This is a genomic window from Hymenobacter citatus, from assembly GCF_014333615.1.
Taxonomy (GTDB): Bacteria; Bacteroidota; Bacteroidia; order Cytophagales; family Hymenobacteraceae; genus Hymenobacter; species Hymenobacter citatus.
Map to the genome: position 1 here is coordinate 219,603 of NZ_JACSCY010000005.1, position 20,585 is coordinate 240,187.

General features: G+C 59.1%; 20 protein-coding genes and 1 riboswitch. Of the genes, 8 read left to right on the forward strand and 12 right to left on the reverse strand.

From position 1 onward, the window contains the following. Nucleotides 1-18: 18 nt before the first annotated feature. From H8B15_RS09080 to thiS, 5 genes are all read right to left on the reverse strand, one after another. Entirely contained in the window at nt 19-792 is a 774-nt protein-coding gene (locus tag H8B15_RS09080) for a thiazole synthase (RefSeq protein WP_187319358.1), read from the reverse strand. A 55-nt stretch (nt 793-847) separates the two neighbouring features. Beyond that, on the reverse strand, nt 848-1,468 hold the full coding sequence (locus H8B15_RS09085) for a thiamine phosphate synthase (protein ID WP_187319359.1): 621 nt from the start codon (nt 1,466-1,468) through the stop codon (nt 848-850). Further along, entirely contained in the window at nt 1,455-2,237 is a 783-nt protein-coding gene (locus H8B15_RS09090) for a hydroxymethylpyrimidine/phosphomethylpyrimidine kinase (protein ID WP_187319360.1), read from the reverse strand. The genes H8B15_RS09085 and H8B15_RS09090 overlap by 14 nt, the downstream gene beginning before the upstream one ends. 122 nt (nt 2,238-2,359) lie before the next feature. Further along, nucleotides 2,360-4,237, reverse strand: coding sequence for a phosphomethylpyrimidine synthase ThiC (gene thiC / locus H8B15_RS09095; protein WP_187319361.1), 1,878 nt, complete (start codon nt 4,235-4,237; stop codon nt 2,360-2,362). Between the two features lie 158 nt (nt 4,238-4,395). Further along, the gene (thiS, locus tag H8B15_RS09100; protein ID WP_187319362.1) at nt 4,396-4,602 is read right to left on the reverse strand and encodes a sulfur carrier protein ThiS; all 207 of its coding nucleotides are present in this window, start codon (nt 4,600-4,602) and stop codon (nt 4,396-4,398) included. A gap of 77 nt (nt 4,603-4,679) precedes the next feature. Continuing rightward, nucleotides 4,680-4,777: riboswitch (TPP riboswitch) on the reverse strand. Nucleotides 4,778-5,045: 268 nt separating this feature from the next. Between thiS and rlmN the strand changes: the two genes are divergently transcribed. Next, on the forward strand, nt 5,046-6,113 hold the full coding sequence (gene rlmN / locus H8B15_RS09105; protein ID WP_187319363.1) for a dual-specificity RNA methyltransferase RlmN: 1,068 nt from the start codon (nt 5,046-5,048) through the stop codon (nt 6,111-6,113). 73 nt (nt 6,114-6,186) lie between these two features. Here rlmN and H8B15_RS09110 read toward each other — a convergent pair whose 3' ends face one another. From H8B15_RS09110 to H8B15_RS09130, 5 genes are all read right to left on the reverse strand, one after another. Further along, nucleotides 6,187-6,744, reverse strand: coding sequence for a hypothetical protein (locus tag H8B15_RS09110; protein ID WP_187319364.1), 558 nt, complete (start codon nt 6,742-6,744; stop codon nt 6,187-6,189). Between the two features lie 291 nt (nt 6,745-7,035). Next, the gene (locus tag H8B15_RS09115; RefSeq protein ID WP_187319365.1) at nt 7,036-8,187 is read right to left on the reverse strand and encodes a hypothetical protein; all 1,152 of its coding nucleotides are present in this window, start codon (nt 8,185-8,187) and stop codon (nt 7,036-7,038) included. 192 nt (nt 8,188-8,379) lie between these two features. Next, on the reverse strand, nt 8,380-9,363 hold the full coding sequence (locus tag H8B15_RS09120) for a YihY/virulence factor BrkB family protein (protein ID WP_187319366.1): 984 nt from the start codon (nt 9,361-9,363) through the stop codon (nt 8,380-8,382). Between the two features lie 59 nt (nt 9,364-9,422). Continuing rightward, nucleotides 9,423-10,157: a DUF3891 family protein gene (locus H8B15_RS09125; protein ID WP_187319367.1), complete on the reverse strand. Its 735-nt coding sequence runs from the start codon at nt 10,155-10,157 to the stop codon at nt 9,423-9,425. 118 nt (nt 10,158-10,275) lie between these two features. Beyond that, entirely contained in the window at nt 10,276-11,244 is a 969-nt protein-coding gene (locus H8B15_RS09130; RefSeq protein ID WP_187319368.1) for an NAD-dependent epimerase/dehydratase family protein, read from the reverse strand. A 171-nt stretch (nt 11,245-11,415) separates the two neighbouring features. Between H8B15_RS09130 and H8B15_RS09135 the strand changes: the two genes are divergently transcribed. The 3 genes from H8B15_RS09135 to kbl all read left to right on the forward strand — a co-directional run bounded on the left by H8B15_RS09135 (nt 11,416) and on the right by kbl (nt 14,731). Continuing rightward, the gene (locus H8B15_RS09135; RefSeq protein WP_187319369.1) at nt 11,416-12,477 is read left to right on the forward strand and encodes a patatin-like phospholipase family protein; all 1,062 of its coding nucleotides are present in this window, start codon (nt 11,416-11,418) and stop codon (nt 12,475-12,477) included. 141 nt (nt 12,478-12,618) lie between these two features. Beyond that, complete coding sequence (gene msrA, locus H8B15_RS09140; protein WP_187319370.1) at nt 12,619-13,290, forward strand: peptide-methionine (S)-S-oxide reductase MsrA; 672 nt, start codon at nt 12,619-12,621, stop codon at nt 13,288-13,290. 190 nt (nt 13,291-13,480) lie between these two features. Then, nucleotides 13,481-14,731: a glycine C-acetyltransferase gene (kbl, locus tag H8B15_RS09145; RefSeq protein ID WP_187319371.1), complete on the forward strand. Its 1,251-nt coding sequence runs from the start codon at nt 13,481-13,483 to the stop codon at nt 14,729-14,731. A gap of 149 nt (nt 14,732-14,880) precedes the next feature. Here kbl and cdaA read toward each other — a convergent pair whose 3' ends face one another. Both cdaA and folP read right to left on the reverse strand, forming a co-directional pair. After that, entirely contained in the window at nt 14,881-15,711 is an 831-nt protein-coding gene (gene cdaA / locus H8B15_RS09150) for a diadenylate cyclase CdaA (protein WP_187319372.1), read from the reverse strand. Next, on the reverse strand, nt 15,708-16,604 hold the full coding sequence (folP, locus tag H8B15_RS09155) for a dihydropteroate synthase (protein ID WP_187319373.1): 897 nt from the start codon (nt 16,602-16,604) through the stop codon (nt 15,708-15,710). Before folP ends, cdaA begins: the two co-directional genes overlap by 4 nt. A gap of 153 nt (nt 16,605-16,757) precedes the next feature. Between folP and H8B15_RS09160 the strand changes: the two genes are divergently transcribed. From H8B15_RS09160 to H8B15_RS09175, 4 genes are all read left to right on the forward strand, one after another. Continuing rightward, nucleotides 16,758-17,312, forward strand: coding sequence for a DUF1599 domain-containing protein (locus H8B15_RS09160; RefSeq protein WP_187319374.1), 555 nt, complete (start codon nt 16,758-16,760; stop codon nt 17,310-17,312). A 216-nt stretch (nt 17,313-17,528) separates the two neighbouring features. Next, nucleotides 17,529-18,629, forward strand: coding sequence for a BT_3928 family protein (locus tag H8B15_RS09165; protein WP_187319375.1), 1,101 nt, complete (start codon nt 17,529-17,531; stop codon nt 18,627-18,629). A 143-nt stretch (nt 18,630-18,772) separates the two neighbouring features. After that, on the forward strand, nt 18,773-19,825 hold the full coding sequence (locus H8B15_RS09170; protein WP_187319376.1) for an ABC transporter permease: 1,053 nt from the start codon (nt 18,773-18,775) through the stop codon (nt 19,823-19,825). Between the two features lie 188 nt (nt 19,826-20,013). Continuing rightward, nucleotides 20,014-20,535 carry a shikimate kinase gene (locus tag H8B15_RS09175; RefSeq protein ID WP_187319377.1) on the forward strand — a complete coding sequence of 174 codons (522 nt, stop codon included), beginning with the start codon at nt 20,014-20,016 and terminating at the stop codon, nt 20,533-20,535. The last annotated feature ends 50 nt before the right edge of the window (nt 20,536-20,585 follow it).

Genomic DNA, 20,585 nt, shown 5'->3' on the forward strand with positions numbered 1-20,585 from the left:
GTTCTTTATAAGACAGTACTAATCCAAAAACGCCGTCAGCGGGCTACTCGCCTCCGCGTGTGCCACTGGCTGGGCCAGTCGCGCTTCGTAGGCTAGGCGGCCGGCTTCCACGGCCATCCGGAACGCATGGGCCATTTGCACTGGCTGGCCGGCCACGGCAATGGCGGTATTTACCAGCACCGCATCAGCCCCCATTTCCAGCGCCGCCGCCGCATGCGAGGGCGTCCCAATGCCGGCATCCACCACCACTGGCACCTTGCTCTGACCGATGATGATTTCCAGGAACTCCTTGGTCAGCAATCCTTTATTGGAACCAATGGGCGAGCCAAGTGGCATCACGGCCGCCACGCCTACCTCCTCCAAGCGCTTGCACAGCACGGGGTCGGCGTGGATGTAGGGTAGCACCACGAAGCCCAGCTTCACCAGTTCCTCGGCGGCACGTAGGGTTTCCACTGGGTCGGGCAGCAGGTACTTGGGGTCGGGGTGAATTTCGAGCTTGAGCCAGTCGGTTTCCAGCGCTTCGCGGGCAAGCTGGGCGGCAAAGACGGCCTCTTTGGCCGTGCGCACGCCCGAGGTATTGGGCAGCAGATTGAACTGTGGGTGCGCCAAGTGACGCAGGATGTCGTCGTTCGTGTCGGCCACGTTTACGCGCTTCAGCGCCACCGTCACCAGCTCCGAGCCGGAGGCGAGCAGGGCCTCTTCCATCAATTCAGTTGAGCTAAATTTGCCCGTGCCGGTGAACAGGCGCGAAGTGAAGGTGCGCCCAGCTATGAGGAGGGGTTGCGTTTTCATAAGGTAGATAAGGTAGGGGCGCCTTGCAGGCGCCCGTCGTTGCGTGTATGGGCTTTCACAAAGCCAAGACCGGCAGACGCTCAACAAATTGCGCTGCCGCCGCTACCGGATCAGCTGCCGCCGTAATAGCCCCCGATACGGCCACGCCATGCAACCCAACCGCCAGCAGCGGCGCTACATCGGCCAGCGTAATGCCACCAATGCCGATGACGGGGGTAGTAAAGCCAGCAGCACGGTGCTGGGACAGCAGCGTTTCGTAGCCTTCCAGTCCCAAAATCGGGCTTAGCTTCTCCTTGGTCGTCGTGAACCGAAACGGCCCCAACCCAATGTAGTCGACTCCAGCCGTCACCAAGCCTTCGATATCGGCAAACGTGTTGGCCGTGCCGCCGATGATGAACTCCGGACCAAGCAGGGCGCGGGCTTCGGCGGGCGGCGTGTCCTCCTTGCCCAGGTGCACACCATCGGCGCCAATTTCTAGCGCCAGTTGCGGGTTGTCGTTGAGGATGAACGTGGCACCGTGGCGGCGGCAAACGGCCTGCGTATCCAGCGCCAGTTGCTTCCACGCAGGGTAGGGCGTGTTCTTCACGCGCAGTTGCACCCAGCGCACGCCACCAAGACAGGCTCGCTCGGCTTGCTCGGGGGTGGTAATGATATAGTGAAGGCTACTGATTTGCATCGTTTTGATTATGAAAATGATATCCCAGCAACGACTCATTGCTGGCCAGCACCCGCGCCGTGTACGCCTTGCCCGACCGGCAGGCCTCCACCAACGACTCGCCCCGCGCCAGTCCCGCCACAATAGCCGCCGACAACACACAGCCGCTGCCGTGCTTCTCGCCGTGGGGTAGGCGCGGCGTAGTAAAGCGTGCTACCTCCTGCCCGTTCTGATACAGCACATCGGTCGCTTCAGAGCCCTCGGCGTGGCCGCCTTTCAGCAGCACTGGGCAATAGGCACTCACCGTGGCGGCCGCAGCTTCGGCAGTGGCCGCAGCCGGCCACAGGCGCCGCATTTCGGGCTGGTTGGGGGTAAGTAGGGCTAGGCCGGTGCATAGCTGTCGAACCAGTTCTGGCGCCGGACCGGTGTGAAAGTCATAGCCGGCGCTGGCCTTCAGCACCGGGTCCCACACCACACCAATAGTTGGGCTTTGCGCCCGCAGCCAATCAAGCAGCTCCGGCAACTTCGTCAGGTTCTCCACCAGTCCAATCTTCGCCCACCCTACCCCGAAGCGTTCTAATAGCGGCTTGGCTTGCGCCCGAATGTCGGCCAGCGGCACCCATTGCACGCGCTCAAACTGCACGTCGCTCTGCACCGTGAGGGCCGTGCACACGCCAAAGCCGTACACGCCGCGCTGCTCAAAGGTCTTGCAGTCGGCCAGCAAGCCGGCGCCGGCGCTCGGGTCGAAACCGGCAAGGCTGAGGACGTAGGGGCGGGGCGGGTAGGGCATTTCTTTTTTCTAGAACGTCATGCTGAGCTTGTCGAAGCATCTCGCGTGCTGATGAAAGATAGTATCCAACATCAGCACGCGAGATGCTTCGACAAGCTCAGCATGACGTTCTTTCAACTTCTTTACAGATAAATCTCGCTGCCCTTCTCCACAAACTCTCGCGACTTCTCTATCAGCCCTTTGGTTAGGGCTTCGGCAGCGGTGAGATCCTGCGCGGCGGCAAAGTCGCGCACTTCCTGGGTGATTTTCATGGAGCAGAAATGCGGGCCGCACATCGAGCAGAAGTGCGCTACCTTGGCCCCGTCGGCGGGTAGGGTTTCGTCGTGGTAGGCGCGGGCGGTGTCGGGGTCGAGGCTCAGGTTAAACTGGTCTTCCCAGCGAAACTCGAAGCGGGCTTTGCTCAGGGCATTGTCGCGGTATTGGGCTCCTGGGTGGCCTTTGGCAAGGTCGGCGGCGTGGGCGGCAATCTTGTAGGCAATCACGCCGTCTTTCACGTCCTGCTTGTTGGGTAGGCCCAGGTGCTCTTTGGGCGTCACGTAGCAGAGCATCGCCGTACCAAACCAGCCAATCATGGCCGCCCCGATGGCCGAGGTGATGTGGTCGTAGCCGGGCGCAATGTCCGTCGTGAGCGGGCCGAGCGTGTAGAATGGCGCCTCGTGGCACTCCTTCAACTGCTTGTCCATGTTCTCCTTAATGAGGTGCATGGGCACGTGGCCGGGACCTTCTATCATCACCTGCACATCGTGCTTCCAGGCAATTTTAGTCAGCTCGCCCAGGGTTTCCAGCTCGGCAAACTGCGCCGCGTCGTTGGCATCGGCAATGGAGCCGGGACGCAGACCGTCGCCCAGCGAAAACGCCACGTCGTAGGCCTTCATGATTTCGCAGATTTCCTCGAAGTGTGTGTAGAGGAAGCTCTCTTTGTGATGGGCCAGGCACCACTTCGCCATAATGGAGCCACCTCGCGACACAATGCCGGTCACGCGTTTGGCCGTCATTGGAATGTATGGTAGGCGCACGCCGGCGTGAATGGTAAAGTAGTCCACGCCTTGCTCGGCCTGCTCGATGAGCGTATCGCGGAACAGCTCCCAGGTCAGGTCCTCGGCCTTGCCGTTCACCTTTTCTAGGGCCTGGTAAATAGGCACCGTACCCACCGGCACCGGGCAGTTGCGAATAATCCACTCGCGCGTTTCGTGGATGTTCTTGCCCGTGCTCAGGTCCATTAGCGTATCGCCGCCCCAACGGCAGCTCCACACGGCCTTATCCACCTCTTCCTCAATGCTCGACGTTACGGCTGAGTTGCCAATATTCGTGTTGATTTTCACCAGGAAGTTGCGCCCGATAATCATCGGCTCGCTTTCCGGGTGGTTGATGTTACACGGAATAACGGCCCTACCCGCCGCTACCTCCTGGCGCACAAACTCCGGGGTGATGTGGCCCTGCGGCGTGTTAGCGCCAAAGCTGTGGCCGGGGTGCTGCACCCGGAGCGCATCATCGGCGGCGAGCTGGTCGATGCGCTGGTTTTCCCGAATGGCGATGTACTCCATCTCGGGCGTAATGATGCCCTGCTTGGCATAGTGCATCTGCGACACGTTGCGGCCCGCCTTGGCCCGCAATGGCGGCCGAATGTGCTCAAAGCGCAGGTGGTCCAGCGTGGGGTCGGCGGCGCGCTGCTGCCCGTAGTCTGATGAGGTGCCGGGCAGCGCTTCCACGTCTTCCCTACCCAAAACCCACTCTTCGCGCAGGCGCGGCAGCCCCTTTTTCAGGTCGATTTCGATGTTGGGGTCGGTGTAGGGGCCACTGGTGTCGTACACCGTCACGGGCGGGTTCTGCTCCGTAGGATGCACGAAATCAAACTGGCGCTTGGTGTCTGATAGAATGATTTCGCGCATGGCCACCCGAATGTTGGGGTAGAGCTGGCCGGGAACGTAGAGTTTGCGCGAGCCGGTGAGCGGCTGACGCTCCACCAGTGTTTGCTGGGGTGCTTGGTCTTGTTTTTTCATAGGCGTTGATTGACCCCACCCCCCGGCCCCCTCCCCTCCGGGAGAGGGGGAGCCAGGCGACTAGAGCAGCTAGTTTTTATTGAGTTTTTTGGATTACTGAATTGTCGCTGACGCCTGGCTCCCCCTCTCCCGGAGGGGAGGGGGTCGGGGGGGTGGGGTTACCCGCCCTGCGTGGCGCGGATAACGGTGATGCGGTCTTGCGCACGCAATTGGTGGCGCATCCACTCGGTGCGGGGCACTACGGCGTCGTTCACGGCCACGGCAATGCCGCGCTGCTCCGTGAGCTGCAAGTCGAGGAGGGTATCGGCCAGCGTGGGGGTAGGGAGGCGGGCTTCGTGCGGCTTATTGTTGACATAGAGAAGCATACAAGCAACGGGTAGTTGGTTGGCTATCAGACACAATAAACTCTAGGTGGCGCACGCCCATGCGGAGCCAATGGGCACCCGCTTCTTGCACTTTTCCCTTCGCCAGCATTACCTGGATCAGGTTCCAAGGGTATTTCTCAGTCCCGCACGTAGCAGAACACCCCTAAAGTTTAGGTCGGTAAGGTAGGCGTTATTTTGAGGAATACGCCAAGGCAGGTGGTTATAAAATTCGGGCTAGCTGTTGCCAGAACGCACGTACGCACCGGGTAGAGACACAACATTTTGTGTCTCGTCGTTGCTGAGGTTGTTTGGATGGAGCGGCCGCGAGTCGTTCAACGACGAGACACAAAATGTTGTGTCTCTACCCCGTACACAACTAAAACCTAACAGAAGTCGAAGATTTTCGGGAACCCAACCGCCGCGCATGTTGTATCTTTGCGGTTATGATAGAGCTGCCCGTAGTTTCCAAGCGCGACATTCGCAAAGTCTCCGCCGACGACCTGAAAACCTTCATGGTCGAGCACGGCGAAAAGCCCTTCCGTGCCAAGCAGGTGACGGAGTGGTTGTGGAAAAACACGGCCGGCTCCTTCGAAGAGATGAACAATATCTCGCTGGCTACCCGTGAGTTACTGGCCCGGCACTTCGTCATTAATGGCGTGCAGGTGCAGAACAAGCAGCTCTCCAACGACGGCACCATCAAGTCGGCGTTCCGGCTGTATGATGGCAACGTGGTAGAAGGCGTGCTCATCCCCCACGACACACGCATGACGGCCTGCATTTCCTCGCAGGTAGGCTGCTCGCTCACGTGCAAGTTTTGCGCTACCGGCTACATGGACCGCAAGCGCAACTTAGATGCCGCCGAAATCTACGACCAGGTAGTGCGCATCCGCGAGCAGTGCGAGGCGCAGTACGGCACGCCGCTCACCAACATTGTATACATGGGTATGGGCGAGCCGCTGCTGAACTACGCCAACGTGGTGGAAAGCGTGCGCCGCATCACCGCCCCCGACGGCCTGAACATGGCCCCGCGCCGCATCACCATCAGCACGGCCGGCATTGCCAAGATGATTAAGAAGCTGGCCGACGACGACGTGAAGGCCAACTTGGCCCTCTCGCTGCACGCGCCCAACGACACCAAGCGCAACGAAATCATGCCCATCAACGAGGCCAACTCCCTGGCCGCGCTGAAGGACGCCTTGCAGTACTACCACCAGAAAACCGGCCGCAAAGTCACCTACGAGTACATCGTATTCGAGAGCTTCAACGACACGCTGCAGGATGCTGAGGAGCTGTTCCAGATTTCGAAGTGGCTACCCTGCAAGGTGAACCTGATTGAGTATAACCCTATCGAAAACGCCGACTACATCAACACCGCCGACGATAAGCTGGTGGCTTTCCACAAGTACCTGGCCGACCGGGGCGTGCAAACCAACGTGCGCCGCTCACGCGGTAAAGACATCGACGCGGCCTGCGGACAGCTGGCGGTGAAGGAGAAGGCCGAGGTTGCCTGATTGGAGCCCCGGCATGTAGCAAACCGGCCCGCCTTTCTCACGAGGGGCGGGCCGGTTGTATTTCAAGGGAGCGTTATTGCCCAATCTTCTCTAAGTCCACAAAAAGCATCAGCGCATCGGAGCACTGCGAGGACATCTGGGCCGCTATTTTGATTCCTACGGTCTTCATTCGTTGCGAGTCCAGGAACACATCTGCTCCGTAAAGCTCACTCAGCTCGGCAGCGTGAGGCTTGAGGTTCTTCTCGAACAACTGACTTAACACCTCTAATCGTTGAGCAGCAGACATTTTTTTCATCTCTGCTATCCGAGGCTGCATGTCCTGGCACATTACAGCTGCTATTGGCCGGAGCACCTGCACCTCTTTGTCGCTCACAGCCTGCTGCCGGCTTACCTCGTCCCCACCCAGCTTCATTAGCAAGGCCTGGCCCGCCGGGCAGTCGCGTATGAGCACTATGGCTACCTGTTTGCCTAGTTTTTCTCCGTAGTCCCGGGCGTCGCTACCCATGCCCTCAAGTTTGTTGAGCAGGGTAGGGTTATTGGTAACGCTCGATGTGAACAGACGCACAAACAATTGCTGCGCATCTTCTTTTGTGAGTTGCGCCAGTGGCTTTTTGGCGTTTTCCTGCTCCATCTGCTAGCAGAGGTCGACGCTCAAATAGGCTATAATATCTTGATCGGTAAGTGGGGCAGTGGTTTTCTTTTGCGCATGGGCGGCAGCTCCCAAGCCAAGCCAGAGCGTCAATAGCAGTAGTCGTTTTTTCATGAATATAGTGACAGGGATTAATTAGCTGGCCTTTATCTGAGACAGACGCCGTAGCAGCCAGCGCCGGAAGTTCAGAAAATTCTGCTCATAGATATGCATGCTCCGCCGCACTTTCTCGCACGCTACCCGTTATGGCCCAGCCTGGCGTTACCTAATGGCCTACTGCCACCGGCCAAAGCGGTAGGCCACCTCCAGGTAGGCCGGGTAGATAGCGGGCAGCCCGGTACCGTATATAAAGCCCAGGCTACCACTCACGCGCGCCGCCGAAACCCGCGCGCCGAGCAGCCCAGCCAGCCCTCCGTCGGCAATATAGGTTTCGGTTAGCAGTGAGAAGCGGCGCGAAATACGCGTGGCGCCACCCACTAATACCACCGGCGATGCATCCACATCTCCGCTACCAACCAGGTAGCCCAGCCCGAGCGTGGCATTGTTATCGGCGGTGCCGTAGGTACCTAGACCATAGGCAATACCGCCGCCCGACCCGAATGCGAAGGCATAGAGCAGCCCGCCGCCCACATGAAACCGCTCGCTGACCGGCACCGACACCTTCGGCGTAACAGCAAACACATTGAGCCCTACCCCCGGAATGGCGGGCACCAACGCCCCCACCGAGATATTATCGGTGATGCCATAGTTGACGCCCAGTAGAATAATGTCGATATCCTGCACGTAGCCTTCGCCCCGGCGCAGGTTGCGGGCCGTGGGAGCAAAGAACATACGGGTGCCATTGCCTACCGGCTCCCAGCCTTTACGCAGCTGCGGTCCAGAAAGCAGCTGCATACTGCGGATATTGTCTTTCTGAATGGCAACGCGACCAATATCCGGTGTCGAGAATTCCAACTCGATGTCGTTGCGGGATAGGAGCACCCCCACAAAGCTGGTCCCCGAGCGCAGCTCCACAGAATAGGTTCCGCCGATAGAATCGCCTGCTACTGCGTTGCTTGCGCGCGGACTGTACGCGCGCAACTCCTGGCTGCGACCTTCAATCTGACGACGACTTTCGGCCAGCTCCGCATCCGTGAAGCGACGGACTTTGGTAGTACCATCCCGCATCAGGGTCTGTAGCACAATGGAGCTACTGGCGCTGTCGGCGCTGAAGTATTGCAGAAATCGCGCTTCCTGAAAGGAATCGGCTGAGTAGTAGGGAAAGAGCCCAAATCGCACCTTTTCCTGCAAGTCAATTACCTCTCCTACCACCGGGCTAAGCACGTAAGCGCGCCCGCTTCCGGCTGGTTGTTGGGCATGGGCAACAGCAGCAAAACACCAACTGGCAGCAACAGCCAGGCAGGCCGTTAGTAGACGTACATACATAAGGGTAGGGATAGAAAAAGACAGTGCTCAAACGTAGCAGTTTCGCTTTCTATTTACCCTCTTGCCCACCAAATTTCATCTACTGAATCAGACTTCAGCTACAGCCGGCACCAGCCTGTTTTTATCTACTTAACTATCTTATAACAAAACATTTGCACGAATACTATAGCTTAAGAATCGGACTTTTACTATTTATTTCTTCTCCCGCCAGCTTCCCTCGGGTTCCGGACGGCCATTGTCTACGCTGGCTTCGGTTTTGTGGAAGGGCACTTCGCGGGTTTCGACGCGCACGGCGTGGCGCTTGGGTTGCACGGCTTGTCCGTAGGCAGCGGCGTATTCCTGTGTGAATTCGGCCCCGAAGAAAATAATAAGGGAAGAGTAGTAGATCCAAACCAGCAGCACGATGATGGAACCAGCTGCCCCATAGGCCGAGCCTGGGTCAAAATTGGATATATAAAAGGATATCAGATACTTGCCTAGCAGAAATAGAGTACCCGTAATCAGGGCACCAATGCGCACGTCGCGCCAGCGGATGATGGCATCGGGCAGGTAGCGGTAGATCATGGCGAACAGTAAGCTGGTTACGCCCAACGACACCACAAAGTCAATTACCCTAATCAAAACCACGGTAATGCCGGGTAGAATACGGGACAAATAATCTGTGAAAAAGGTAAGCAAGGCACTGATAACGAATGACATCAACAAGAGCAGCGCTACGCTCAGAATCAGGCCAAACGACAGAAGCCGGTCGCGCACGAAATTCCAGGCGCTGCCGGCGGTGGTATCGGGCTTGGCCTTCACATTCCAGATACTGTTGATGCTTTCCTGCAACGTCACGAAAAACGTAGTCGCGGCAAAAATCAGCGTACCGATACCGATAATGGCTGAAATGCCGCCTTGCTTCTGCTGGTTGAAAGTGAGAATGGACTCTTGAATGGTAGCAGCGGCCTTGGCCCCTACCAAGCCATCAATTTGCGTGAACAGCTTACCCGTCACGGCATCCTGTTCCATAAATGTGCCGGCCGCTGTAATAACAATAAGTAACAGCGGCGGCAGCGAGAAAATGGCGTTGTAAGCCAGCGCCCCGGCCAGACGGAGAGAGTTGTTTTCAATAAAATTACTGGCCGTGCACTTAAGGATAGAACCCAGATTAGCAGCAGTATACCGAGTTGCCATGTAGCAGTAGTTACAGATGAAGATTGTTCACTAGTACGCACTACCCGGCTAGGAGTTAGTTATTCGTCGCGCTGAAGCCGCCACTGCAACGTTTTGATGGGTGCGGCGTGCAAAGCCGCGGATAGCTCCGCATCGTCTTGAAACTGCAGCTGGTGCAACTCACTCGCTTCCACCGTCACATCGAATTCTGCGGCCGCAAAAGGCCAGGGCGACACCAGCACCGGCCCATTGGGGGTAGGGCGGCACACGGTGTACGGCTTCCCATCGGGCCCCTTGCTGATTTCGAGCGCACGGCCGCGTTCGGGCAGCTCCTGCCGGCACAAAATCAGGGAGAGCCGGTCGCACCATTGCAGCAGCGCGTAAGCTTGCTGGGCCTCAGCTTTGGTCACATGCAGGGCACGGCGCCACTGCTTTTGTAGGGTTTGCTGCTCATCCAAAAACGCGTCTTGCTGCGTAGTTTCCCCCCGTTGCGGCTCATACAAAAAGCTCATATGCAGACTGGTAAGCAGGCTGCGCCATTGCCCTTGGAAGCGGGCCGCACGCATCACACCTTCGGCCTGCTCCAGCGAGAATTCCTTCTGGGTGAAGTCGGCGGGGGCGCCAGCGGCGGTGAGGCCGTAGTGGCCGCGCCAGCGCTGCTGCTCATCGTCGTGCTGGGCGGTGGCGGCCAGCAGCCCTACCCAGCGGCTAGGGGATAGGAAGGGCGGCCACTGCCAGGCCAGCTGCGCGGCTAGTAGGGCGTGGGCTTGCTGGTAGATAACCTGCCAGCCAGCGGGGGTAGGGTTGACAATCATGCGAGGGAATGTTTCTGGCAGAAGTACGCAGTGGAAAAGCGCAGAGGTTCGCAGAGTTCAACGATTATCGTACTCTGCGAACCTCTGCGCTTTTCCACTGCGTACTTCTGCCAGAAATCTACACGCTCACGGCCAGGTGGGCCAGCATGTCGGCCGTCATCTTATCCAGGTCGAACTCGGGCTGCCAGCCCCAATCCTGGCGAGCCTGGGAGTCATTGATGCTGCGGGGCCAGGAGTCGGCAATCTGCTGGCGCTGGTCGGGGCGATACGACACCTCGAAATCGGGTACGTGGCGCCGGATGCTGGCCGCAATTTCCTGGGGCGAGAAGCTCATCCCACTCAGATTGTAGCTGGAGCGCACCTTGATTTGCTCGGCGGGGGCGTGCATCAAATCCAGGGTAGCGCGCAGGGCATCGGGCATGTACATCATGGGCAGCTCGGTGTCCTCTTGCAGAAAGCACTCGAAGTTTTCGCCGGCCACGGCTTTGTGGTAGATGTCCACGGCGTAGTCGGTAGTGCCGCCGCCGGGTAGGCTCTTGTAGCCAATAAGGCCGGGGTAGCGCAGGCTGCGCACATCGAGGCCGTGCTTTCGGTGATACCACTCGCACCACTGCTCGCCGGCTAGCTTGCTGATGCCGTACACCGTGTTGGGGTTCATCACGGTGAGTTGGGGGGTGTGCGTGCGGGGCGTATCGGGGCCAAACACGGCGATGCTGCTGGGCCAGTACACCTGGGCTACTTGGTGCTCCACGGCCGCATCCAGCACGTTCAAGAGACCATCCATGTTCAGCTTCCAGGCCAGCTGCGGGTGCTTCTCGGCGGTGGCCGAAAGCATGGCTACCAGGTGATAGATCTGGCGCGGACGATACTGCTCCACCAAGGCAAACAGCCGGGCACGGTCTAGCACGTCCAACAGCTCAAACGGGCCACCCTGCAACAATTCGGGCAGCTGGGGCGGGCGCACATCGGCGGCTATTACCTGGGCCGCGCCGTAGCGCTGGCGCAAAGCATCGGTGAGTTCCAGACCTAGTTGGCCGCAGGCGCCAAGCACGAGAATAGTAGCAGGTTCGGCGGGGGTGATAGCCATAGAAAACAAATGGAATAAAAACGTGAAGCGGGTGGTGAGTACAAAGATACCGGCCCGAAGGGGAAGTTGTGAATAGTGAACTTGTGAAGAGTACATGATGCGCACATTCACCTTCTCGACTTTCCCTTTTCTTATATTGAAAGGCCAAATATCATTTCTTAAATACGCTGTATGCTGCGCTGCTGTGCCGTTCTGTTTCTGCTGCTTCTTGTTCTCCCGCTGCTGGCGCAACCAAGTGCCCCCTACCGCAACCTGGTGATGGAGGGTGGCGGCATCTGCGGCATTGCCTACGGGGGCGCGTTGCAGGTGCTGGAAGAGCAGGGCGTGCTGGCGGACATTCGGCGGGTAGGGGGCACATCGGCGGGAGCTATTCAGGCGGCGCTGCTGGCCGTGGGCTACTCACCCCAGCAGATTATCGACATTATCGACCGCACGCCGGTGCAGCGCCTCAACGACGGGCGCTTTATCTTCTTCGGGGGTAGCAACCGCCTGCTGAAGCAGTACGGCTGGTACCGCGGCGACCAGTTTACGGAGTACCTGAGCGAGCTGGTGGGCCAGCAAACCCAGCAGCCCTACCTTACTTTGGGCCAGCTGCACCAGCTGGCGCTGGCGCAACCCACCCGCTACCGCGACCTATACACCACGGGCACCAACCTGACTACCCAGCGCGTGCAGGTGTTCAGCTACGAAACCCATCCCGACCTGCGCGTAGCCGACGCCGTGCGCATCAGCATGAGCATTCCGCTGTACTTCCGGGCGGTGCTGCTGGATATGCAAGGCCACGTGGTAACGCGCCCCGCGAAAGGGCAGCCGGTGCACGTGCTGGTAGATGGCGGCCTGCTGGCCAACTACCCCATCGACCTGTTCGATGCCCCGCGCTACCAGCCGGCCGGCACCGGCCCGGCGGCTACCCCTACCCCCAACCCCGAAACCCTGGGCCTGCGCCTCGACCGTGCCGAGCAGATTGCCCTGGACACGCTGCCCAGCGGCCGGCAGCAGCTGGCTCCCTACCCCATTCAGAACTTCGGCTCCTATATGGGGGCGCTCTATTCGCTTTCTATTGAAAACCTGAACCCCGCCCAACCCCAAGACTGGCCCCGCACAGTGAGCATTAGCACGGCCGGTTTCAACCCCAAAATCAAGCGCATGACGGCAGCGCAGAAGCAACAGTTGGTACAGAGCGGCCGGGATGGTGCCGCGGCATTTTTTGGCCGAAACCGGGCGAGCCGCTGAGCAACCGGCCCTACCCACACTAATCGGTAACAGGCTACTACGCAGGAGCTTTTTTGCAGTCCGGTTTGTTGAAGAAGACGTATGTACCTGTGGTGGGCCGGCATGTTTGCCGGTCCGCTTTGGTCTTTTCTTGCTTTTCGTATGAAACTCTTCCAATCCTTTCTGCTGGTACTGGCCACGGTGGCCTCTACCGCCTGCGCTCAACAACAACAGCCGGCCAGCGCGCTAAAACCTGCGCCCCTACCCAAAAACACCCAAGGCCTGGCTGTGGCTACCTTTGCCGGCGGCTGCTTCTGGAGCGTACAGGAAACTTTCCGGGAGGTGCGTGGCGTACGCGAAACCCTAGCGGGCTACGCCGGTGGCAAAGCGCAAAACCCTACCTATGAGGAAGTAGCTGGCCAGGAAACCGGCCACGCCGAGTCGGTGCAGGTGTACTACGACCCCAAGCAGGTGAGCTACCAGCAGCTGCTTGACGTGTTCTTTCTGGGTGCTCACAACCCCACGGAGCTGAACTATCAGGGCCCCGACCATGGTCCGGAATACCGCTCGGTGGCTTTCTACCGCACGCCCCAGGAAAAGCAGCAGATTGAAGCCGAAATCAAGAAAGTCAACGCCTCCCATCATTATGGCAGCGCGCCAGTGGTAACGCAGGTAGTACCCATGCAGAAGTTCTGGCCCGCCGAGGGCTACCATCAAGGCTTCTACCGCGAGAATCCCAACCAAGGCTATATCGCCAACGTGTCGCGGCCCAAGGTGGAGAAGTTCCGCAAGGCCTTCCCGAACCTGCTGAAAGCCGACGTAGCGGCGCGGTAAGCATGGTTTTATAGCCTTTCCGGAGTCAGTAAGCAAATGGAAGTCGGGTCGTTGCAAACGGCATGTTACCGTCGGCAATGTTCCGACTTCTGTATTTTTACCCAAGTTACCCGGCGCCCCTACCCCACCGGCGTCATGAAGCCCAGGCTTCGCTCATTCAGTCATTCAGCCACTCAGTCACTCTTTATCTATGTACGCTACCCTGCAACCCGACCTCGAACAACAGCTTCAGGAAATCAAAGACAACGGCCTCTACAAGAAGGAGCGCGTCATCACCTCGCCCCAGGGCGCCGAAATTGAAACCCAGGAAGCGGGCGACGTGCTGAACTTCTGCGCCAACAACTACCTGGGCTTGTCATCGCACCCCGAGGTGATTGAGGCAGCCAAAGCGGCCATCGATACGCACGGCTACGGCATGTCGTCGGTGCGCTTTATTTGCGGCACGCAGGATATTCACAAAGAACTGGAACAGAAGCTGGCCGAGTTTCTGGGCACCGAAGACACTATTCTCTACGCCGCCGCTTTCGATGCCAACGGCGGTGTATTCGAGCCGCTGTTCAACGAGCAGGACGCTATTATCAGTGATGCGCTCAACCACGCCAGCATCATCGACGGGGTGCGCCTGTGCAAGGCCCAGCGCTACCGCTACCAGCACAACAATATGGAGGACCTGGAAAAGCAGCTCCAGGACGCCCAGGCCAAAGGCACGCGCCACCGCATCATCGTGACGGACGGCTCGTTCTCGATGGACGGCACCATTGCCCAGCTCGATAAAATCTGCGACCTGGCCGATAAATACGAGGCGCTGGTGATGATTGACGAGTGCCACTCCATGGGCTTTCTGGGCAAAACTGGCCGCGGCACCCACGAGTACCGCAACGTGATGGGCCGCGTAGACATCATCACTGGCACCCTGGGCAAGGCCCTGGGTGGCGCCATGGGTGGCTTCACCTCGGGCCGCAAAGAGATTATTGATATGCTGCGCCAGCGCAGCCGGCCCTACCTGTTCAGTAACACACTGGCCCCGGCCATTGTGGGTGCTTCGCTGCGCGTGCTGGAACTGCTCACCGAAAGCACCCAGCTCCGCGACCAGCTGGAGGAAAACACCAAGTACTTCCGCGAGAAAATGACCGAAGCCGGCTTCGACATCCGGCCCGGTGAGCATCCCATTGTGCCCGTAATGCTCTACGATGCCAAACTGAGCCAGGAGTTTGCGGCCAAAATGCTGGAAAAAGGTATTTATGTGGTGGGCTTCTACTACCCCGTGGTGCCGCAGGGACAGGCCCGCATTCGGGTGCAGCTCTCCGCCGCCCACACCCGCGAGCATCTGGACAAGGCCATTGCCGCTTTCGTGGAGGTAGGGCAGGAACTGGGCACGCTGAAAGACCGGAGTGCCGCTGCCGAAACCACGCCCGGCCAGGTAGTGACCAATACACCCTAAACGGCACGTCGTCCTTCCTACCTTTTCTGTGCCAGTGACAACCAGGAGCCCGCTTCTCTTTTGCAAGTAGGATAGCACGGTTGACCCTCGTAAGAAAGCAGCCGGATTTCCGGGCTCAGGACGCTGAACCCGGAAATCCGACTGCTTTCTTACGCCGCTACATCGGCAGAAGGCGTGGCGGTAGCGCGGGGCGCGGCGTTGAACAGGAACTCGTTGAGGCGGGCGCGCAGGTCGGCGGGGGCGAGGTTACGGAATACTTCGCCGCTGCGTACCAACGACACCTGCCCGGTTTCCTCACTTACCACTAGTACCACGGCATCCGTTACCTCGGTAAGGCCGATGGCAGCGCGGTGGCGCAGGCCCATGGAGGCGGGCACATCGGGATTTTCGCTTACGGGTAGAATGCAACGGGCGGCGTTGATGCGGCCATTGGCGATAATCACGGCGCCGTCGTGCAGGGGGCTGGTTTTGTTGAAAATACTCATTAGCAGGCGTTTGCTGATGGCCGCGTCAATCAGGTCGCCGGAGTCGGCGTAGAACTTCAGCTCCGTAGACATGGTGAAGGCGATGAGCGCGCCCGTGTTCTTACCCGAGAGGCTCTTGGCTGCTTCCACAAACGGCGTGATGCTCATACGCTGCCCGCCGGTTTCGCGGCGCCACGAGAACGTACGCAACCGCTCCAGGGCCGTAGCCTTGCCGATATTCAGTAAAAACCGCCGGATTTCTTGCTGAAACAGCACCACCGACGCAATAACGCCCACGCTCATAAACTGCCCCAAGATGCTGGTTAGCAGCTCCATACCGGCGGCCTTCACTACCAGATAGGTGAGGTAAAGCGACATCAGCCCCAGGAAAATCTTGAGAGCGACGCTGCCCGTCAGTAGCTTATAGAGCTGGTAGAACAGCACCGTCACGAGCAGCACGTCGACAACGTCGATCCAGCCGACGCGCAGGAAGCCGATGGCAAAAGAGCTACTCACGGGGAAAGTGGAAAGGAAGGGTGGGCGGGGTAGGTGTTCGATACGAGGTGTATGGTTTGCATAGCCTCGGCTACGTCGTGTACGCGCAGCAGGCGGGCACCGTTGAGCAGGGCAATGGTATTGACGGCCACCGTGCCGGTAAGGGCGGCATCGGGCGTGAGGCCGAAGGGTTTGTACAACATGGCTTTGCGCGACAGCCCGGCTAGGATAGGTAGGCCCAGTACGTGCAGCTCGGGTAGGCGGCGCAGCAGCTCGTGGTTCTGGGCAGCCGTTTTGGCAAACCCAAAGCCAGGATCGAGCAGTACGTCGCGCACCCCAAAGGAGCGCAGCTGGGTGAGCTTGTCGCGGAAGTAACGCACGAGCTCCGTAACGATGTCGCCACTATATTCAGTATGCTGAATCATGGTTTGGGGCGTGCCGCGCATGTGCATCAGCACGTAGGGCGCGTGCAGGCGGCCCACGGTGGTCAGCATTTCATCGTCGAGGGTGCCGCCGCTGATGTCGTTGAGGATATCGGCGCCGGCGGCCACGGCCTCGGAGGCCACGCTGGCCCGGAAGGTATCCACAGAAATAAACGCCTCGGGGAAGGCACGACGCACTGCTTCCACCGCGGGCACCACGCGGCGCTTTTCCTCGTCGGCGCTGATGTCCTCGGCGCCGGGGCGGGAGGAGTAGCCGCCCAAATCGAGCACGGCGGCACCGGCTTGCAGCATGGCTTCGGCGCGGCGCAGCAGGTCGGCATCAGACCCCACCCGGCTACCTTCGAAGAAGGAGTCGGGGGTGAGGTTGAGAATGCCCATCACCTGCGGGCGGCTCAAATCCAGCACCCGGCCATGGGGGCAGCGCAGGGTTTGCCTCGGCGAAAAACACGTATCTTGCGGAGCCTGGAGCATAGTTTCGGGGTGGGTCGTCTGTCATCCTGACGAAGGAAGGACCTTATGGAGATAGAACGAGTATCGTGCCCACGGTTCCTTCTGCTGTCATAAGGTCCTTCCTTCGTCAGGATGACAGACGCCTTCGTTTCCCAACAAAATAGGTTGAAAACCTTGCAAACGCAAACCCAGCACGAGTACGACCAGGTGATTGCGCGCTGCCGCACGCTGTTTCTGGCCAAAACCCACGACTACGGCACGGCTTGGCGCATCCTGCGCCTACCCTCCGTCACCGATCAGCTATACATTAAGGCTCAGCGCATTCGCTCCATTCAGGAGAAAGGCACGCAGTTGGTAGCCGATGGCGTGGAGGAAGAGTTTGTGGCCATCATCAACTACTGCGTGATTGCCTTGCTGCAGTTGCATCTGCCTACCGACGCCCCCCTGGACCTACCCACCGAGGAGGTAGCCGCTGCCTATGACCAGGAAATAGAGGCCAACCGCCAGCTGCTGTTCGCCAAAAACCACGACTACGGCGAGGCCTGGCGGCAGATGCGCATCTCCAGCATCACCGACATCATCCTGATGAAGCTGCACCGCACCAAGCAGATCGAAGACTTGGCGGGCCATACCCAGGTTTCGGAAGGCGTAGAAGCCAACTACCGCGACATGCTCAACTATGCGGTGTTTGTGTTGATTAAAATGGGGCTTGGGGGCTTGGGGACTTAGGGTCTTGGATGTTATTTCGAGCCGCGGTAGCTAACTATTGAACGGCAGGCTCAGCATGACGTTCAACGTGCCAGCACGCGAGATTTCTCCCGCTGATCGAAATGACATACGCCCTCTACCCTACCATTTCCGTATTGGCGTGCGTGGCGTACCTTGCGCAATAGCTCCCGCACCACACCAAGACCCCAAGCTCCTAAGACCCCAAGACCCTACCATATGAAACTGATTACGCGCATTTGTTGGGCGCTGCTGGGCATCGTGTTCATCTTCTCGGGCCTGATCAAGCTCAACGACCCGGTCGGTACGGGCCTCAAACTGGAAGAATACTTCGAGGTGTTTGCCCAGGATTTTGGCTCCTTTTTCCTGATTTTCCGCAATGTGGCTCGCACGCTGGCCATCATTCTTAGCACCTTGGAGGTGGTACTGGGCGTGGCGCTGCTGCTGCGCTGGTATCTGCGCAAAACGCTGTGGGTGCTGCTGGTCTTGCTGGTGTTCTTTGGCTTCCTCACGTTCTACTCGGCCGCGTTCAACAAAGTGACGGACTGCGGCTGCTTCGGCGACTTCCTGAAGCTGACGCCCTGGGCCTCGTTCACGAAGGACATGATCCTGTTGGGCCTGTGGGTGGTGGTCTACCGTGGGCAGCGCCACCTACGCTACTCCTACGCACCTGGGCAGCTGGGAATTATGTACATCACCATTGCCACGGCCGTGTCGGCGGGGATTGGGGTGTATGCGCTGGGCCACTTGCCTTACTTCGATTTTCGCCCTTATAAGGTCGGCAACGACATTGGCAAGCTGATGCAGCCCTCAGCCCCGCTGCGTTACAAGTACATCATGACGCGCAACGGCGCGGAACAGGAGTTCACCGACTACCCTACCGATACCACTTGGAAGTTCAAGGAGATGGTGGCCCTTAATCCGAATGATGGCCCCAAGATTACGGATTTCCGGGTGTGGAATGATGAAGGCGACTATACCCAAGAGTTGCTGAAAGGCAATAAGCTGGTGCTGATTGTGCAGAGCGTGGAGCGTGCCGACCGGGACCGGTTCAAGCAGATCAACCAGTTGCTGCTGGCTGCCGACTCGTCGAAGAAGAAGCTGATGCCGCTGGTAGTCACCAGCAGCAGCCCCGCCGACTTCGATGTGTTCCGCCACGACGTGAACCTGGTGGCGCCCGTGTACTACGCCGACGCTACCGTGCTCAAAACCATCATCCGATCCGACCCTGGTTTTCTGCTGCTGCAGAATGGGGTAGTGAAAGGCAAGTTCCACTACCACGACATCCCTACCCGCGCCAAGCTGGAAGGGCTTCTTTAATTGACTATTTTTCACCTGTCATCCTGAGCTTGCGAAGGACCTTCTCACGGCAGAACGAGTCGTTGTTATGACGGTCGTTCTGCCGTGAGAAGGTCCTTCGCAAGCTCAGGATGACAGGTGTAGAAAGTGAACACGAAAACCGAATGCTTTCTTTCTTACTCAGTCGGCTGGGCCAGGGCATTTTGGTGTTGATTGGGGTGGCCGTGACGGTGTTTTTTCTGTTCAACGTGCTGCCCGGCGACCCGGTGGCCCTGCTGGCCGGCCAGCGCTCCGACCCGGCCACCCGCGCCGCCATCAGCGCCGACCTGGGCCTCGACAAGCCCCTACCCGCCCAGCTGCTGGGCTACCTCAACGATGCCTCCCCGCTGGGCATCCATGCCCGCGACTCGGCCGCGGTAGCGCGCTACGGGGGTGTTGCGCTGCTGCCGCTGGGTAGCAAGGCACTGGTACTGAAAGCGCCCTACCTGCGTCGCTCGTTTCAGAGCAATAAGGACGTACTCAGCATCCTGCTCGACCACTTCACGGGCACCCTGTGGCTGGCGCTGGCTGCTATGCTGCTGGCAGCGGTACTGGGTATTCTATTCGGCATTCTGGCGGCGCTGCGGCCCCACTCCTGGCTCGACCGTACGCTTATTACCACATCAGTGCTGGGTATTTCGGTGCCGTCCTTTGTGGCGGGCATCCTCATTGCCATGACGTTCGGGTTCTACTGGAGCCACTGGACCGGCCTCAACCTCACGGGCCAGCTCTACGAAACCGACCCGTTTACGGGCAACCACCTGGTTCTGCGCAACTTGCTGCTACCCGCCTTCGCGCTGGGCATCCGGCCGTTGGCCATCATCACCCAGCTCACACGCTCGTCTATGCTGGATGTGCTCAGCCAGGACTACATCCGCACGGCGCGGGCCAAGGGGCTTTCGTCTTACCACACGGTGGTAGGGCACGCCCTAAAAAACGCCCTGAACCCAGTGGTAACGGCCGTATCGGGCTGGCTGGCTTCGCTGATGGCGGGCGCTTTCTTTATTGAGTACATCTTCAACTGGAAAGGCCTGGGCACCATTACGTTGCGCGCCGTTGAGAACCTAGATTTCCCCGTTGTGATGGGGGCTACCCTGTTCATTGCCTTCCTGTTCGTGGCCATCAACATCGTGGTCGACATGCTGTATGCCGTACTCGACCCAAGGGTCAAATTGTGAGATGGTGAATAAAAAGATGCCTGTCATCCTGAGCAGCGCGAAGGACCTTATCATGCCTGAACGGCAGGCGTACCAACGACTCGTTCTGTGAGCACGAGGTCCTTCGCAAGCTCAGGATGACAGGCATCTTTTTACTCACCATCTCACCTCTCACCATATCACTACTCACCATCTCACCACTTCACCTCATGCGACTTTACTTAATTGGAATGCCGGGAGCGGGTAAGACTACCCTGGGGCGGGGACTGGCCGTGGCCTACGAGGTGCCTTTTGTGGATCTGGATGCAGAAATTGTGCGCCGTGAGGGCCGCACGGTGGTAGATATTTTTCAGACGGAGGGTGAAGCTTACTTTCGTGAGCGGGAAGCGGCCATTTTGCGGCTGGTGTTGCAGGAGTACCCTCGACTGGTGCTGGCTACCGGCGGCGGCACGCCCTGCTTTCACAACAGCCTCGATCTACTGCTCGAAACCGGCCTGACGCTCTATCTGGCCGTGCCTACCAGTGAGTTGCTGCGCCGGGTGTTGCGGGCCGCCGCTACGCGCCCCCTACTGGCCCCTGCCCGCGACGAAGCCGCCCTCCTGCTGCGCCTAGACGAAACCTTACGCGCCCGCCAAGAGTTTTACGAGCGCGCACCCCTTCGCTGCTCACCACCGGCCTGCACGTTACCCGCTGTGCGTGAACTCATTGACCGTTTTCGTACTACGGCGTAGGTGGCAGCCCCGAGAGTGAGCAGGCATGGCGTTTGCGTCAGGCTGCGTAC